This is a genomic window from Pedobacter sp. AK017 (genome assembly GCF_014200825.1).
In the GTDB taxonomy this organism is placed as follows: Bacteria; Bacteroidota; Bacteroidia; order Sphingobacteriales; family Sphingobacteriaceae; genus Pedobacter; species Pedobacter heparinus.
The window spans coordinates 35,337-51,821 of record NZ_JACHCW010000001.1 but is presented as its reverse complement, the minus strand read 5'-3'; the positions used below and the strand labels follow the sequence as shown (position 1 = coordinate 51,821).

16 protein-coding genes are annotated in these 16,485 nt (G+C 35.1%); 11 read left to right on the top strand and 5 right to left on the bottom strand.

Annotation, left to right across the window (positions count from 1 at the left end):
- Positions 1–41: 41 nt before the first annotated feature.
- Both HDC92_RS00235 and HDC92_RS00230 read left to right on the top strand, forming a co-directional pair.
- Complete coding sequence (locus HDC92_RS00235; RefSeq protein WP_183871551.1) at positions 42–725, top strand: TolC family protein; 684 nt, start codon at positions 42–44, stop codon at positions 723–725.
- A gap of 24 nt (positions 726–749) precedes the next feature.
- Positions 750–2,897, top strand: a complete 2,148-nt coding sequence (locus HDC92_RS00230; protein ID WP_183871549.1) for a lipopolysaccharide biosynthesis protein — start codon at positions 750–752, stop codon at positions 2,895–2,897.
- Between the two features lie 64 nt (positions 2,898–2,961).
- Here the strand turns inward: HDC92_RS00230 and HDC92_RS25035 are convergent, their stop codons facing one another.
- Positions 2,962–3,225, bottom strand: coding sequence for a hypothetical protein (locus HDC92_RS25035; protein ID WP_255484267.1), 264 nt, complete (start codon positions 3,223–3,225; stop codon positions 2,962–2,964).
- Positions 3,226–3,238: 13 nt separating this feature from the next.
- Here HDC92_RS25035 and HDC92_RS00225 point away from each other — a divergent pair, with 13 nt between their 5' ends.
- The 6 genes from HDC92_RS00225 to HDC92_RS00200 all read left to right on the top strand — a co-directional run bounded on the left by HDC92_RS00225 (position 3,239) and on the right by HDC92_RS00200 (position 9,348).
- Positions 3,239–4,195, top strand: coding sequence for an O-antigen ligase family protein (locus tag HDC92_RS00225; RefSeq protein WP_255484266.1), 957 nt, complete (start codon positions 3,239–3,241; stop codon positions 4,193–4,195).
- 136 nt (positions 4,196–4,331) lie between these two features.
- Entirely contained in the window at positions 4,332–4,952 is a 621-nt protein-coding gene (locus HDC92_RS00220; protein WP_183871545.1) for an acyltransferase, read from the top strand.
- A gap of 26 nt (positions 4,953–4,978) precedes the next feature.
- Entirely contained in the window at positions 4,979–5,764 is a 786-nt protein-coding gene (locus HDC92_RS00215; RefSeq protein ID WP_183871543.1) for a glycosyltransferase, read from the top strand.
- A 31-nt stretch (positions 5,765–5,795) separates the two neighbouring features.
- On the top strand, positions 5,796–6,992 hold the full coding sequence (locus tag HDC92_RS00210) for a glycosyltransferase (RefSeq protein WP_183871541.1): 1,197 nt from the start codon (positions 5,796–5,798) through the stop codon (positions 6,990–6,992).
- An 8-nt stretch (positions 6,993–7,000) separates the two neighbouring features.
- Positions 7,001–8,206, top strand: coding sequence for a glycosyltransferase (locus HDC92_RS00205; protein ID WP_183871538.1), 1,206 nt, complete (start codon positions 7,001–7,003; stop codon positions 8,204–8,206).
- Between the two features lie 17 nt (positions 8,207–8,223).
- Complete coding sequence (locus HDC92_RS00200; protein ID WP_183871536.1) at positions 8,224–9,348, top strand: glycosyltransferase family 4 protein; 1,125 nt, start codon at positions 8,224–8,226, stop codon at positions 9,346–9,348.
- Between the two features lie 14 nt (positions 9,349–9,362).
- Here the strand turns inward: HDC92_RS00200 and HDC92_RS00195 are convergent, their stop codons facing one another.
- The gene (locus HDC92_RS00195; RefSeq protein ID WP_183871534.1) at positions 9,363–10,232 is read right to left on the bottom strand and encodes a glycosyltransferase family 2 protein; all 870 of its coding nucleotides are present in this window, start codon (positions 10,230–10,232) and stop codon (positions 9,363–9,365) included.
- Between the two features lie 171 nt (positions 10,233–10,403).
- On the opposite strand from HDC92_RS00195, the gene HDC92_RS00190 reads away from it, so the two are divergent.
- Positions 10,404–10,976 carry a gluconate 2-dehydrogenase subunit 3 family protein gene (locus HDC92_RS00190; RefSeq protein WP_183871532.1) on the top strand — a complete coding sequence of 191 codons (573 nt, stop codon included), beginning with the start codon at positions 10,404–10,406 and terminating at the stop codon, positions 10,974–10,976.
- A gap of 8 nt (positions 10,977–10,984) precedes the next feature.
- Complete coding sequence (locus HDC92_RS00185) at positions 10,985–12,676, top strand: GMC oxidoreductase (protein WP_183871530.1); 1,692 nt, start codon at positions 10,985–10,987, stop codon at positions 12,674–12,676.
- Here the strand turns inward: HDC92_RS00185 and HDC92_RS00180 are convergent, their stop codons facing one another.
- Positions 12,677–13,567 carry a glycosyltransferase family 8 protein gene (locus HDC92_RS00180; protein WP_183871528.1) on the bottom strand — a complete coding sequence of 297 codons (891 nt, stop codon included), beginning with the start codon at positions 13,565–13,567 and terminating at the stop codon, positions 12,677–12,679. It lies immediately after the preceding gene.
- A gap of 100 nt (positions 13,568–13,667) precedes the next feature.
- Here HDC92_RS00180 and HDC92_RS00175 point away from each other — a divergent pair, with 100 nt between their 5' ends.
- A complete protein-coding gene (locus tag HDC92_RS00175; RefSeq protein ID WP_183871526.1) occupies positions 13,668–14,699 on the top strand; it encodes a hypothetical protein in 1,032 nt (343 codons plus the stop codon).
- A 16-nt stretch (positions 14,700–14,715) separates the two neighbouring features.
- On the opposite strand, the gene HDC92_RS00170 is transcribed toward HDC92_RS00175, so the two are convergent.
- Positions 14,716–15,573: a cupin-like domain-containing protein gene (locus HDC92_RS00170; protein ID WP_183871524.1), complete on the bottom strand. Its 858-nt coding sequence runs from the start codon at positions 15,571–15,573 to the stop codon at positions 14,716–14,718.
- A gap of 20 nt (positions 15,574–15,593) precedes the next feature.
- Positions 15,594–16,466, bottom strand: coding sequence for a beta-1,6-N-acetylglucosaminyltransferase (locus tag HDC92_RS00165; RefSeq protein ID WP_183871523.1), 873 nt, complete (start codon positions 16,464–16,466; stop codon positions 15,594–15,596).
- Between the last annotated feature and the right edge of the window lie 19 nt (positions 16,467–16,485).

Below are 16,485 nucleotides of genomic sequence, written 5' to 3'. Positions count from 1 at the left end.
AAAAAATAAAAATTGACCATCTTATTTATTAAATAGAATCCATGAAAACTTTACTAAAAATTGCCCTATTTTCTTCGATGTTTATAGCTTTTGGAGCTTCCGCCCAACAATCTGTAATTGGTGAAATAAATTATAATGATCTGGAGAATTACATTTCTTTGGCCAAGAAAAACTTCCCTAGAAAAAAAATGTTTGAAGAAAGGGTAAAGTTATCCAAAGTGGGAGTTACTACTTCACAGCTGTCCTATCTGGATATATTTAATGCATCTTATTATTACAGACCAAGTGACCGAAGGGTGATTGATCCAATAAATCCTTATAATGTAAATGGGGTTCAATTTGGTGTGAATATAAGTTTGGGAAGTTTCCTCTCCAAACCATTTGATGTCAAAAGGTCAAAGGGGGAGTATAAAATTAGCCAGTTAGAGGATGAAGAGTATAATACTACGCTTACAATGGAAGTTAAAAGGAGGTATTATGACTATATATTAATGTTAAAGCAACTTAAAATTAATACTCAAAGCGCCCAGGATAATAAAAGTGTTACTGAAAGTTTAAAGAATAAATTTGAAAAAGGTGAGATTACATTAGACGCTTACAATCAGTCAAGAATAGCACAATCAGGTACTGATCTTAGCCAGATTCAAGCTGAAGTTAATTACTTGAAAGCAAAAGATCTATTAGAAGAGATGATCGGAGTTAAACTTTCTGACGTTAAAAAGTAATCCCCCGAATAAAGCAATTCATAAATGGATATTAAATCATTCCTGAAGTATATATATAAATACAAATGGGTAGTAATTATTGTGCCAATAATTGCTGTGAGCATTACCTATTACCTGGTTAAAAATTTGCCCAGTCAGTATAGTTCGGAAGTTCAGATTGCAACAGGATTATTAGATCCTTCTAAGCAAGTGATTTCTGATCAGAACGTTGACTTTTTTAAGGTTAATCAACAATTCAATAGTATTATGGAAAAGTTGAAACTAAAAAAAATCATCAACATTTTATCATATAATTTGATATTACATGATTTAGAACAACCAAAGGAAGCATTTAGGAAATACAGTCCAAATATTGACTCCTTAAATCAACAGGATCGACAGGAAGTGATCAGGTTATTTAAAGAAAAGTTATTAAATAAATCAATATTGACATTAAGCGATAACAAAGGAAAATATAAACTCTATGATATTGTCGCATCTATGGGATACGGTGAAGATGGTTTTAAGAAAGATATTGAAATTACGCATGCAGATAACAGTGATTTTATCAGTCTTAAATATGAATCGGAAAATCCAGACCTTTCTGCTTATGTGGTTAACACCCTTGCTGCTGAATTCATATCCTATTATAGCGCCGATGTAAATTATAATCAAAATAATTCAATCGTTCTTTTGGATTCCTTACTGAAAAGGAAAGAGGTAGTGATGAATGCCAAGAATGAGGCGTTGTCAAATTTTAAAAGAACAAAGGGGGTACTTAATTTAGAAGGTCAGTCTGGCGCAGTATATGCGCAAATTTCTCAAAACGAAGCAATGCGGGCTGATGCGATAAAGTTGATCCAGTCTAACCTTGGCGGTATAGCTGCAATAGATAACAAGTTGAGGGGGGGAGATCCTGTGTTTTCAGGAAGCAGCCGATCGGATAATATGGAAATTATTAATTTAAAGAAACAACTGGAAATAGCCAATAACAGATGGGTTGATGGTGGTTTTAAGGCTTCTGACCAAAAGAGAATTGATTCCCTGAACAGAATTATGGCGGCAAAAGGCGTACTCAATGCAGAAGAAAATGTGTTGGACCCGAAAGCTTCAAAACAAGGGCTAATTCAGCAAAAATTGGCCCTTGAAATAGCTATTCAGCAGGCTAAGAGTAGTTTAGGCTCATTAGACGCAGAATTGAGGAGTTTAAGAGGCAAATACAATAGTATGGTTCCTTATGATGCGGATATTCAAAATTTTCAGCGGGAGGCAGATTTAGCAACCAAAGATTACATGGCAGCACTTGACCGTTACAATGGTACGCGGACAGAACAAAATATGGGGCTGCGGTTGCAAATTGATCAGATGGGATTGCCAGGAAACGCAGAGCCTTCAAAAACAAATTTATACCTTGCCGGAGCTGGTTTCTCCAGCTTGATCTTAACAATTGGTTGCTTGTTCTTATTTTTTATCATGAACCAGTCCATCACTACTGGAAATCAGCTTGAGCTTGCCACTAAATCTAAAACCATAGGTGTACTTAACAGAATTACAAGTGACGAAAGGAACATGCGAAATATATGGGATGACAAGGAGGATAATAAAAATTATGAAATTTTTAGAGACCTTCTGAGATCTTTTCGCTTTGAGATCAGTGCAGGTATGGATCTTGATAATAGCAAAATTCTGGGTATAACTAGTTTAACTGCTGAAGTTGGAAAAACATTTGTTGCTTATAGTTTGGCTTATGCCTTCGCTATGACAGGTAAGAAAGTATTGCTGATAGCAGATGAACTACCTGTTGTAAAACCTGATACCAAAGGGCTTACTACTGGTCAGAATTTCCAGACCTTTTTGATCAAAAGGGAAATTCACACTGAGGATCTCATCACTGTCATGAATAAGAATATTGCAAGAAACTCTTTACTGGAATTACAGAACATTAAAACGTTGAAGGCAGGTTTTGAAGTACTCCGTGAAGAATTTGACCTTATTATTATTGATATAAATAGCCTTCATGATATCAATCTTGCAAAAGAGTGGTTGTTGTTTACAGAGAAAAATATTGCAGTATTTCAATCTGGTTGCTCAATTCATGATAATGATAAACAATTTGTGAACTACATCAAAAAACAGCCTGGATTTCTGGGTTGGGTGCTGAACAAAGTAGAAATTGTATCAAGACGTAGCTAGTGATCAAAAAGAAGCACTACTTCTAATTTAACATGAGGAATTTCCTTTTATATATTTTAATAGCCTATTGCTTTCTATTCGGAATTCCTGCCAGAGAAATCGGAGGAATTCCATATGGGACACTTATAGAGGGCCTTATACTGTTAACCTGGATTGCAGCATTTGTTAGTGTACCAAAAGAGGATTGGAAGGCACTAAATTCCAGCCTTTTATTTCTAATGTCATTTTGGTTCTTAGTGAGCATTTTACAGGTTTTAAATCCGGGATCAAATGAAATGGCCTGGCTTATGGAAATCAGATCGGCTGCTTTATATCCTTTTTTAATCATTCCACTTGGGTTTTTGATCTTAAACAAGAATAAGCATTTAGACACTTTTCTTGTTCTTATTATTGGATTATCAGCTTTAGCTGCTTTAAACGGTATTAAACAATTGTACATTGGCCCTTCAAGAGGAGAACAGCAGTTTTTAGATTCCGGAGGTTCCATAACCCATATTTTATGGGGAAGATTAAGGGTGTTCTCTTTTTATAGTGATGCCGGGCAGTTTGGCGCATCTCAAGCACATATTGGTTTAATAGCCTTAATTTTGGCACTTGGTCCCTTTAAGCTATGGAAACGAATTGCTTTTCTAGCATGCGCGGCTCTACTGTTGTATGGCATGTTAATTTCAGGAACAAGAGGTGCATTGTTTGCCCTTGTTGTAGGTGGCTTTTTAGCTATATTTCTGAGTAAAAAATTTAAGGTACTCTTCTGGGGTGGAATATTAGCGATAGGTTTTTTAGGTTTTCTCAAATTCACCCATATTGGGGATGGCAATTATCAGATTTACCGCTTAAGGTCAGCGCTTAATCCTAAGGACCCCTCGTTAAATGTCCGTTTCAATACGCAAAGAAATTTAAGAGTATATATGAGCACCAGGCCCTTTGGTGGCGGACTAGGGGTTATTGGTGCGTTTGGTACACAATATAATCAAGATAAATATTTGTCTACTGTTCAGCCCGATAGTTATTTTGTTAAAATTTGGGCGATGTATGGCATAGTTGGTCTTACCCTTTGGCTAGGTATTATGTTGTTTATTTTAGGACGATGTTGTGGCATTGTCTGGAAAATTGAAGATGAGGCACTGAAAATCAAAATGATTGCACTGACAGCTGGTTATGCCGGTGTTTTATTTTGCAGCTATGGAAATGAAGTGATTAATACTATGCCTACTTCAATTGTTGTATATTTATCATGGGTTTTGGTTTTTTCCAGTCCGGAATTGCAAAATAAAGAAAAGAGTAATTTATTTTTATAACTGTAACGCTATGCCTTTTGAAATATTTGCACTCCCTGTTCTAATTTGTTTTATCATTGGGATTATCAGTGGCCTTAATACAATGAAACGAGAAGAAGATCAGGAAGAATTTTAAACTGATAATAATACATAAGATATGCCATCTTTCATTTCTACAATAAAATCTAACCCCAGGCTTAAAAAGATAGCATTATTGTTTTTAATTCCTGCCAATGATCATAAGCCGAGATTATGGGTAAGATGGTTTCTTAATCCTTTTAGACATACAAGGGGAAAGCAAACCATAATCAGAAGAAAGACAAGAATGGACGTTTTTCCCTTTAATGAATTTAATTTAGGCTCCAGATCAATTATTGAGGATTTTGCTACAATAAATAATGGTGTTGGAGATGTGAATATTGGCGAACATACGATTATTGGTTTAGGAAACGTGATCATTGGTCCAATTACTATAGGTAATAATGTAATGTTTGCTCAAAATATAGTAGCATCAGGATTGAACCATGGATTTGAGGATGCTGATGTATCACCGTCACAGCAAAAAGTAAATTGTAAACTTATAACTATTGCTGATGATGTGTGGATAGGTGCCAATAGTGTTATCACTGCAGGGGTTACGATAGGTAGGCACTCGGTGATTGGTGCGGGCAGTATAGTAACCAAAGACATTCCCGAATTTTGTGTGGCGGTAGGAAATCCAGCCAGGATAATAAAAAAATACAATCCGGTTACTAAAAACTGGGACAAATTAACCTGATTAATATATACACCTGAAAATATCCCATGAATCAGAAAACTCATCACTTTAAAGATGTTACGCTACTTGTAACGCATTACAATAGAAGCAGATCTTTAGAGCGGCTATTGGAGAATTTTGAAAATGTTGATTGTTCTTTTAATGAAATTGTGGTTTCAGATGACGGAAGTAAGCCTGAGCATTTGGAATATATACAAACACTAAAGCATCGTTATCAATTTAATCTAATTACCACTGCTAAAAATAAAGGTCTTGGAAATAACATTAATAAAGGCCAGGATGCAGTAAATTCAACTTATACTTTGTATGTTCAGGAGGATTTTATTCCGTTACCCGGTTGTTATATCCCACTTTCAAAAGGGCTGGAATTTTTAATGAATCAGCCTGAATTGGATACAGTAAGATTCTATTCTTATTTAGAATACACCCATAAAAAGCCTTACAAAGAAGGATTTTCAGAGATGGTATTTAACCATTTTTCTTTTAATCTTGACAAATTCCCTTTGTATAGCGATCATCCGCATCTGAAGCGTAGCAATTTTTTAGAAAAGTTTGGAAGATATGCTGAAAATAAAAATCCCGAAAAAACAGAGTTTGATATGATGATCTCTTTTTTACAAAAGAAGGGGAAAGGATTATTATATGATCAGTTTAAAACAGTATTTGAGCAGATCAATACCTCCTCTGAACCAAGTACCATGACCCAGGAAAGAACTTCCTGGAAAAAAAGAGATCATATTGTCATTAATTTTATCAGATATGTATATAGGTATGTACTATTTAATTTCAGCCTTTATTTTAAAAAATATTAGTCTGGATATGATTCATTCAATTACTTGGTAAATGGGATTCAAAAATGACATCATTATCATAGGTCAGCAGCCCTGGGATACAGAAATTGGTAGTAATTGTAAGGATATTGCATTGGAGTTTAGTAAAACCAATAGGGTTTTATACATTAATTCCCCATTGGATAGAATTACGATGATGAGGGGTAAAAATAACCCCCGTATTCAAAAAAGACTTCAGGTAATCCGTAAAAAAGAAGAGGGACTTTATCAGGTTCAGGATAATTTATGGAACCTATATACAGACTGTATTGTTGAATCCATCAATTGGATTAACTCTTCAAAACTATTTAATTTTTTGAACAAAAATAATAATGGTAAACTATCAAAATCAATAGTTAGTGCGATTGAAAAATTAGATTTTCAAAACGTAATTCTATTTAATGATAATGAGATGTTTAAAGCTTTTTATTTAAAAGAATACCTTAAGCCCACTTTGAGCATTTATTACTCCAGAGACTATATGATTGGGGTAAATTATTGGAAGAAGCATGGTGTAAGATTGGAACCTCTTCTGATTGCGAAAAGTGATTTGTGTTTTAGTAATTCTGAATATCTTGCTGAATATTGCAGACAATATAACCCGTACTCATTCAATGTAGGACAGGGATGCGATGTTCGGGATTTTATTGCAGTAACAACTCCGGTGCCTGAAGAATTAAAGAACCTTGACCGAAAATTAATAGGGTATGTCGGGTCGCTCAATAGCGAACGGTTAGATTTAAAGGTTATTGAAGAAATCGCTGAAGCTTTTCCAGAATGTGATGTGGTGCTCGTTGGTCCTGAAGATGAACAGTTTAAATCAAGCAAACTGCATCAAATGCAGAATGTTATTTTTACCGGTCAAAAACCTGTTCATGAGTTGCCCGCATACATCAATTCATTTGACGTCTGTATTAATCCGCAAGTGCTCAATGAAATCACTATAGGTAACTATCCAAGGAAAATTGATGAGTATTTAGCTATGGGAAAAGCTGTAGTCGCTACTAAAACGAAAACAATGGAGTTTTTTGCAGATTTTGTTTATCTTGCTGAAACCGGTCAGGATTACATTATGCTGATCAGAATTGCTTTGGCCGAAAACAATGAAGCTTCCAAACTGAAGAGAATAAATTTCGCGCTTACTCATACATGGGAAGAAAGTGTAAAAAAAATGACTAATGAAATTGATAAAATGCTAAAAGTTAAATAACTTATCGAATGATTGTTTTTTTTCTTACAAGCTGGCCAATTATTTTACTCGTTTTTTTGCAATGTGTTATTGGTTTTCATCTAGTATACCCATTTATCTTATATCTGCTTACACTGACTAGAGGTAATAGGGAACAACCTGATATTTTAACCACTGTTGATCAGGCAGATTATGCAATAATCGTTACAGCTTATGAACAAACGGACCTGATTCCATCAGTTGTTGATTCTCTGCTTAATTTAGATTATTCCAATTATCTGATTTATATTGTAGCTGACAATTGTGATATATCTTCACTTACTTTTTCCGATCCTAAAGTTATTGTACTCAGACCGGAAAATATTTTAGCAAGTAATATTAAATCACATTTTTATGCCATTCAACACTTTAAAAGACTGCATGAAAGACTGACCATTATCGATAGTGATAATTTAGTTCATAGGGAATATTTGAATGAACTAAATAAGTTATTTGATCGGGGATATGTTGCTGTTCAGGGTGTACGACAAGCAAAAAATTTAAATTCCCAATATGCCTGTCTTGATGAAGCTGGCGACATTTATTATAGGTTCATCGATCGCAAGCTTTTGTTTGATGCAGGATCTTCTGCATCATTGGCCGGATCGGGAATGGCATTTACCACTGCCATTTACAGAACATGTCTGGAACACCAGCAAATCGGAGGTGCCGGCTTTGATAAAATTTTACAATACGAGTTATTGAAACGGAAGTTGAAAATTGCCTTTGCAGAAAAGGCAATTGTTTATGATGAGAAAACGGCCAAATCAGATCAATTGGTTAAACAAAGAGCAAGATGGATCAATACTTGGTTTAAGTTTTTTGTACTCGGCATTAAGATGAATGTAACCGCCGTGATCAATTTTAATAGAAATCAGTTTCTATTTAGCCTGATGTTGTTGCGCCCGCCACTATTTATGTTACTGATGTTAAGTGGTTTATTTGGCTTTTTTGATCTTTTTATTTTCCCCGAACTACTCTATGGCTGGATTATAGGAGGGCTATTATTTATTTTTATGTTTTATAAAGCCCTGAAGTATTTTCAGGCCAATGAACAGATTTATCAGTCTTTAAAAAATGCTCCTAGTTTTATATATTATCAAATAGCTGCATTGCTGAAAGCAAACAAGGCCAATAAATTTTCTGTAGCTACAAAACACGAATACCGGTCTCAAATTAAGGATGTAAAGCCTTAGTCTATTTAGGAAAAAGAATGAATACAACAAAAAAAATTAAAATACTGCAAACTATACGCCAGGGTAAAATTGGTGGTGGAGAATCCCATGTTATTGATCTTGTAGAGGAATTAAATAAGGATAGGTATGAAAGCATTGTACTTTCTTTTACTGAAGGTCCAATGGTTGACCGGATGAAGGCTAAGGGGATCAAAACTTATGTAATTGAAACAGAAACACCGTTTGATTTTACAAAGTGGGGTGCTGTGCATGCTATCCTGGAAAAGGAAAAAATTGACATCGTACATGCACATGGTACAAGAGCTAATTCTAATACTTTTTCTAGTGCAAATAAACTGGGCATTCCCGTATTATATACCGTTCATGGTTGGTCTTTTCATCCTGATCAAAAATTTTTATTGCGAAATTTCAGAATTTTAGGGGAAAAATATCTGGTCAACAAATCAAGGTTGACGATCTGTGTTTCAGACAACAATCTTAATGATGCAAAAAAGCTTTTTCCGATGAAGCGTGCTACCGTTGTTAAATATGGTATAAACCTAAATAAATTTAATCCAGATGCCGATTTCTCTGATTTAAGAGCAGAATTAGGATTAAGTAAAGATACTTTTGTGATAGGTTACGTGGTCAGAATGACGATTCAAAAAGATCCGCTTACTCTGGTAAGGGCAATTGCGATGATGCCTGAAGATCTGGACATTAAATTTTTGTTTGTAGGTGATGGAGATTTAAAAAATGATGCCGTAAAACTTGCCAAAGAGCTTAATGTAACTGACAGAATCATTTTCATGGATTTCAGACAAGATGTACCAAACGTGCTGAATGCGATAAATGTTTATTGTTTGCCTTCACTATGGGAAGGATTACCCATAGGTATGCTGGAGGCAATGGCTATGGAAAAAGCTGTGGTAGTAACCGCAATTGACGGAGCCAGAGAAGTAATTGTCAACGAAGAAAATGGATTACTTATCCCGCCTCAAAATCCAAAAAAACTAGCCGAAGCTCTTTTACAGCTTTATCATGATCGGCATTTGACACAAAGGATCAGTAAGGCTGCCGGGCAAACTATACAAGAAAATTTCAATGTAGTCAAAATGACCCGGTCAATAGAATGCATTTATGATAGTACCCTGGAGCGGTAAACAACAGCAAAACATCAATTGGTTTGGGATTTTGATTCATGAGTGGCATCTTCAGGTAATTTTGAATCAAAATTCCTGAAGAATCTTTTTAACTCTTTTTTTATCCGGACCAGAAATGCTTTTGAAAGATTTCCGTCGCGCTGTAATGTTCTGGGCCCCGTCCATACTCTGGCCTTGTTACTCCTAACCTGTCTAACTTTACCATATTTCATAAGGCCTAAACACAGTTGTCCATCATCTCCCCAAAAATTGGTTTCAATAAAGCCTACTTTTAATCCCAGTTCATGTACATATCCCATGCTTAAACCATAAGCATTAAAGTAGGGACGATTCAATTGCCTGAATTCGGTAATTACGTCTTTCATCTTTTCCAGTACAAACAGTTTCCATCTTGGAAATCCGGGCTCACTAATAAAAGAATACCTGCCATAAACACACACTATATTTGGTTTAGAGAGTATTTTGGTCATTTCTGTTACCCAACATGGAGGATAAATACAATCGGCATCGGCAAGTAAAACATATTTGCCTTTTGCATTTTCCTGTCCAAACTGACGTGCCGGTCCACAACCTTGTTTTTGTTCAAACAAGCCTGTAACATGCAGTTTATCAATTGTATCCTGAGTTCTGTCCTTAGAATTATTGTTTACTACTATAATTTCAATAGGAAAATTGGCTTTCGTTTTAGAAAGGCTACCCAGGCACCTTAAAATATTTATTTCCTCATTCCATGCCGAAATCAGCACTGTTACTAATGGATTCTCCCCAATAATCAGATCAAGATCTTTATTAATGTTATCAAATACCTCTTGAGGTACTTCTTCTAATTTCGTGTAATTAAATTCAAAATCATTAATCCAAGATGGATTACTAAATAAGGTCATATTTCTTAGTTATGTTACAAATTACACAATAATTATCGAAATATCCTAGTACAGTAAAATTCTGCTGGTTACATTTGAAACAGCCTGTAGTAGCTCGTTTAGGAATTTTAATTTTGAGAATAGCGTTCACAATTTATATTCTTATACTATATTTATTGCGTCAAAGATATTATGAACAGAAGGACATCTATAGGTATTATTGGTTTTGGTTTTGCTACAGTTTCTGCTATATCTATATTTAAGTTCTTTAGACCACCTAGGCCAGCAGATCTGGAGATGCTAGGTACTAATAAATCTTTAATCGCGGAACTTGCTGAAACTATAATTCCGAGAACTGATACACCCGGCTCTAAAGATGCTAAAGTAGAAGAATTTATTATAAGCTTTATTACCGAATGCACAGGTGAACAAAATCAAAATCTCTTTATGAACGGACTATTGGATTTAAAAGATTATACCCTGGATACTTACAAAAGTAGTTTCGAGTCCTGCACTCAGGATCAGAAGATTAAAATATTAGGTCATTTTGAGCAACAGGCTGAGAGCCGTTTTGAAATAGTTAATAAGATTAGAAATAAGTTTTTGGGACGTCCTTTTTTTGTTCAATTAAAAGAGTTAACCGTTATTGGATATTGTACTTCCTATCTGGGTGCAACAGAAGGATTAGCCTATGATTATATACCATCGAGTTATCAGCCCTGTATAAAATTGCTGCCCAATCAAAAGTCTTGGGCCACTAAATAATAAACTGAATGAATATCAATAATAAATCCTTTGCAGCAAATAATTATGACGCAATAGTTATTGGCTCTGGTATTAGTGGGGGCTTTGCTGCCATGGAGCTATGTAAGCTAGGCTTAAAAACATTATTATTGGAAAGGGGAAGAGATGTAAAGCATGTAGTAGATTACCCTACTGCCAATCTAAATCCATGGGATTTTAAGCACAGGTTGTTTCATACATTAAATGAGGCACAGCATAACCCTATACAAACAACTATTTCTAATGCAGGAGATATACAATTTTTTGCAAATGATGAGGACCATCCTTATATCCAAGAAAAACCTTTTAGCTGGTACAGAGGATTTCAGGTTGGAGGACGTTCACTTACCTGGGGAAGACAGTGTTATAGATGGAGTGATCTGGATTTTGAGGCCAATCTTAAGGATGGCATTGCGGTAGACTGGCCGATCCGTTATAAAGACATTGCACCATGGTATGATTACGTCGAATCTTTTGTTGGTATAAGCGGAAAAAATGAAAATTTGCCTCATTTGCCAGATGGTAAGTTTTTAAGTCCAATGGAATTAAATTGCATAGAAAAACATCTTGCCCAGTCTATTAAAAAAAACTATGACAACAGGTTGCTTACCATAGCCAGGGTAGCTAACTTGACCAGAGGATGGGACAACAGAGGGCCTTGTCAATACAGAAACCTATGTTCCAGAGGTTGTCCATTTGGGGGATATTTTAGCAGCAACAGTGCAACCATTCCTGCGGCAATGGTAACGGGTAACTTAACATTAAGACCATTTTCAATTGTTTCTGAGCTTATTTATGACGATAAGAGTCAAAAAGCAAAAGGAGTAAGGGTGATAGATGCCAATACCAATGAGCAATTTGAGTTTTTTTCAAAAATCATTTTCGTAAATGCATCTACAATAGCAACAACAGCTATTTTAAAAAATTCTATATCAGATCGTTTTCCGGATGGGCTTGGCAATGACAGTGGTGAGCTGGGCCATAATTTGATGGATCACCATTCTTCAGCTGGAGCATATGGCGTACACGAAGGATTTAGAGATAGTTATTATAAAGGCAGAAGACCCTGTGGTTTTTTGATTCCAAGATTTAGAAATTTAAAAGACAATGAAAACCTGGCTTTTAAAAGAGGGTACAATATTCAGGGAGATGGTGAACGCCAATCCTATTTAGACCGATCTTATAATCCTGGATTTGGTAAAGATTTTAAGGAAAAATTAACCACTCCAGGTCCATGGACAGTTTGGATGGCTGGTTGGGGAGAGTGTTTGCCTGATCACAACAATAAAATAAGTCTAGATGCAACGTTGAAAGACAAATGGGGTATACCAATTATTAAAATAGATTTTTCTTTCGGAGACAATGAAACGGCGATGATGAAAGATATACAAAATACCTCAGCAGAAATTTTGGAGAAGGCTGGCTTTACTGCAAAAAGTTTTAATTATAATAAGCCGGGAGGAACCACTGTACATGAAATGGGAACGGCAAGGATGGGCAGAGATCCAAAGACCTCGGTTTTAAATCAGTTTAATCAAATACATGCCGTTAAAAATGTATTTGTAACCGATGGAAGCTGTATGACCTCTTCAGCCTGTCAAAATCCATCTTTAACCTATATGGCCCTAACGGCCAGAGCATGCCATTTTGCTGCAGATCAGCTTAAAAATGGATTGCTCTAACTAACGTTTTAACATCTGACTAAATTTATCCAGGATGTTTTTTACTTTTTTAAAGTATCTTTTGGTTTCACTAATAGGCTTAAAGTTTTTCCAGTCTGTCTGATTTAAATACTCAAAGAAGATTTTTTTATAATCTTCACTAAATTCATAAGTTTTATAAATGGGCTTTCTACCGGTGAAATGAATTAAGAAAGGGCGTTTGTCTTCAGAATAGGCAAATCTGTTCCATAAAGCGTCCAACTCTTTCCAGTCTTTGGCCAATACTGCATTTAAACCATATTGATCCTGAAATTGTGCTAAGGCACTATTCTTAAATATACATTGGATTACCTTATCTGTAATATCTGCGGCTTTCCATTTCTGAATGTCAATCACCATTAATCCTGCATTGAAGTATTTATTATCTTCAGCAATGCCAAGTTCTTTATAATTACTTACACCGCCCCAGCGACTTACCAGCTGAATAAACTGATCCTGAACAGCGCCAACAATATTATTTTCTAGGTCAGTGTGCCACAATTTGCTAATATCTTCCAATACAATCATATCTACATCAAGAAATATTACTTTGTTAACTGTGTCAGGGATAAAATGTGGTATAAATAAACGGGTGTAGATATTAAGGGGTAAGCTGCTTTTATCAATTGGAATTTTAGCCTCTTCTGGAAGACATGATTTCATCGGAAGCCAATGAATAACTGTAGCATTTTGATGAATAGAGTTGGTAATTCTATTTTTGTTTTCCCTGGAAATCCCATCTTCTACTATAAAATATTCTATAATTTCATTGCTTTTATGATTTATCTCAATTGATTTAATCAAAGCGGCTAATAGGATGGCGTAGTGATTGTCACAAACACAAACAATATAGATTGGACCAGGATGCTGCATTTTATATGAAGTCTATTAAATGCACGAATATAATTATTTAACGCAGATAATTGAATAATATATTGGAGTTCAAGTAGGAAAGATATATCTAAAAAGTAAAATGACTTTGAAAGTAGTAACTTCGTACACCAGCAAGTGCAGTAGGTTCTCTTATATGGATAAAAGTTGTATGATCAGTAAAAATGTGATATTGCTTTCTTACGGTAATAAAACTGAATATTGTAGGGCAGTATTTTGTATTTTAAGCTTTTTGTCATGGACAAAAGTAGAGAAAAGAGGTGTCAGAATAATTCTTTATACGGACCAGCCAGATTTTTTTAAACCTTACTTCTTCTCAGTAGCCATACAATATATTCATTTAACACCTGTGCTATTAAAACAAATGCTGGGGAATACTGATTTTTCACATCGCAGAAAGGTTGTGGCCATTAATGATGTAGCCCGGAGATTTCCGGAACAAGATCTTCTGTTTATAGATACGGATACATTTTTTTTTGCCAATCCTAAAATTTTAACCGGGGAGTTTAAAAGTGGACAGAGTTTTATGCATGTAAAGGAACATACGATAGCAGAAAGCCTTGCCTTGTTTACCAGTTATAAACAACCTGAATATCCAACTGCATTTATAAAATACCTTAATTCTTCCAGTTTTAGTATTGCTGGTAAAACTGAAATTTTTAGCGAAACTGATTATAGCTGGAATTCCGGTATATTGGGTATTTCCAAATCTTCCTTTAATTATCTTCCGGATATACTGAAACTAACAGATCTATTTTATGAACATTCCAAATGGTTTCTCAGTGAACAACTTGCTTTTTCATTTACGCTACAACGCCGCACAAAAATAAAAGCTGCAGCACAAGTAATTTTGCATTACTGGAGTGCAAGCCAGAAGAAACAGGTTGACCAATTGATTTCTGAATTATTTGAGCAATATGAAGCAAATTTAAAGGATCGGTCCTTTATCAGATCAATAACTAAAAAATGGAAAAAGCAACTTGAAATGACTTTTATTCTAGAGCATGCCCGTATTGCATTAGCTAACCGCTCCTGGTATCAGTTTACAAAGAAAATAATTCAGATTACTTTAAAACAACCTTCTACACTAAAAAGTTTGTTTCAGAAATCCTAAAGAAGTAGTATTTGAGTCAAAATTTCATTCCAAATATCTGCCCAATGCGGCAGGCATTTCCAATCGCTATTGCTGCAAAATAATCAAAAATTGCACGTGGTTTATTGTAGTGTGCTTTGTAGTTATAGATGTCATTTCTCCAAGCCTTAAAGTTGGTATTATTCAATTGATCTATAATGATAGAAATGTTGTGGACCTCGGCCATAGTGGTATGCCAGGTGTCATTTGGAATGTAAATGAGTTCACCTGCCTTTAAGGTTACACGCATTGGTAATGCCTCTTTAAATCGTGGGTATTTTTCGTAATCCGGATTAGAAATGTTAATTGGCGAACGTCCTTTTTCTATCCCAATGTTTCCTGCATACAACAGCTCATCATGACCTTTTGGAAAAACTATTACTTCCTTTTCTCCATAAAGTTGGATTAGCCATGCATGTACGTCATACGCATCTTTATGAACAGAATAGTGATTGCCAGGGCCGCCAATAAACAGGTCTACACTATGGTCCATCTTATTTTTCGGAAATATTTTACTAAACAACCAATTTGGTTTTGCCAGATTGAGGTCAAGGGGATCCATATGTGCCAATACTTCCGGAAGCTGTCTTAGCAAATTAAACTTCATGGGGTAAGGGGCGGGATTTTCTTTGGTACTGTTGCCTACAATATCAAGAATTTCGGTCATTGTATATTTCTGGTTTTCATAGCTGGTCACACGATCCCCAAAGTTCTTTCTGAAATAATCCGGTGTAAACATGAGGTTGTTTCCCCAAACTTTTGTTGCATTTTCAATAACTACAGGAATTCCTGGCTTTTGATAAGCATTAACAAATTCTTTGTAAGATATATCGGCTCTTCTGTCAATAGTCATCATAAACCTTATATTATGTTAAGTTATTCAGGCGGATTTAAATTCAGCAAGACGGTATCAATTTCATCCATAACCGCAGGATCTATGTCGATATCAAATTTCCTTGCAAATAACATCTTTGAATCCATGATGTTTATGAAATCAGCTGTTCTCAAAATTTTTGGATTCGGATTACCCTCAGACCAATCAATGTAACGAAAATTGTTGTTTACTATGCTTCCCTTCAGGGGTGAATTCATCAGTAATGTAGGGATAACAAACTCATCTGTACCCCAGCAAAATCGTAAAAATCTATTTAATTTAGACTTACTTTTTAACTGTTCCAATATATATACAGCACTTTCGGAGCTTATCGTCCACCAGCAAGCTTTGTTACCACCATATAAGGTCATTGCTTCTGGAAATTTTCGCGCTGGAGCAATTTTATTTATAATTTTTTGTATAAAGTATTTACCCGTAAAATTAAAATCAGTAAAATGATACATTTGAAACCTATATGCAGCTTCTTTCCACCATAAAGATTGGTCAGAATCTTCAAAAGCTAAGAAACTTTTGCCCTGGTTGTTTTTAAAAAAATTATAGATTTCAGTAGTTGAGCAAATGGGGTAATCCTGTCCACTCAACAGGTTAATAAAATCATATTTTACACCCGAGTTCAATACCTCATCCATACAATTTAATATTCCTTTAAACAAACTGTAGCCTCCCCAGTTGCATATGGAACGATTTTTTATGAACTTGAAATTTGGGATAGCATTGAAGGATTCAAATTGTTCCAAATGTACTTTTGCATCTATATGGAGGTAAATGTCAAACATAGGATGATTAAGGCTTTGAATTAGCCTTAGCAATTGATCCTTGTTTTTATGAGCCATAATGACATGAGCTATCCGCATATCAATGGCTGTTTAATAT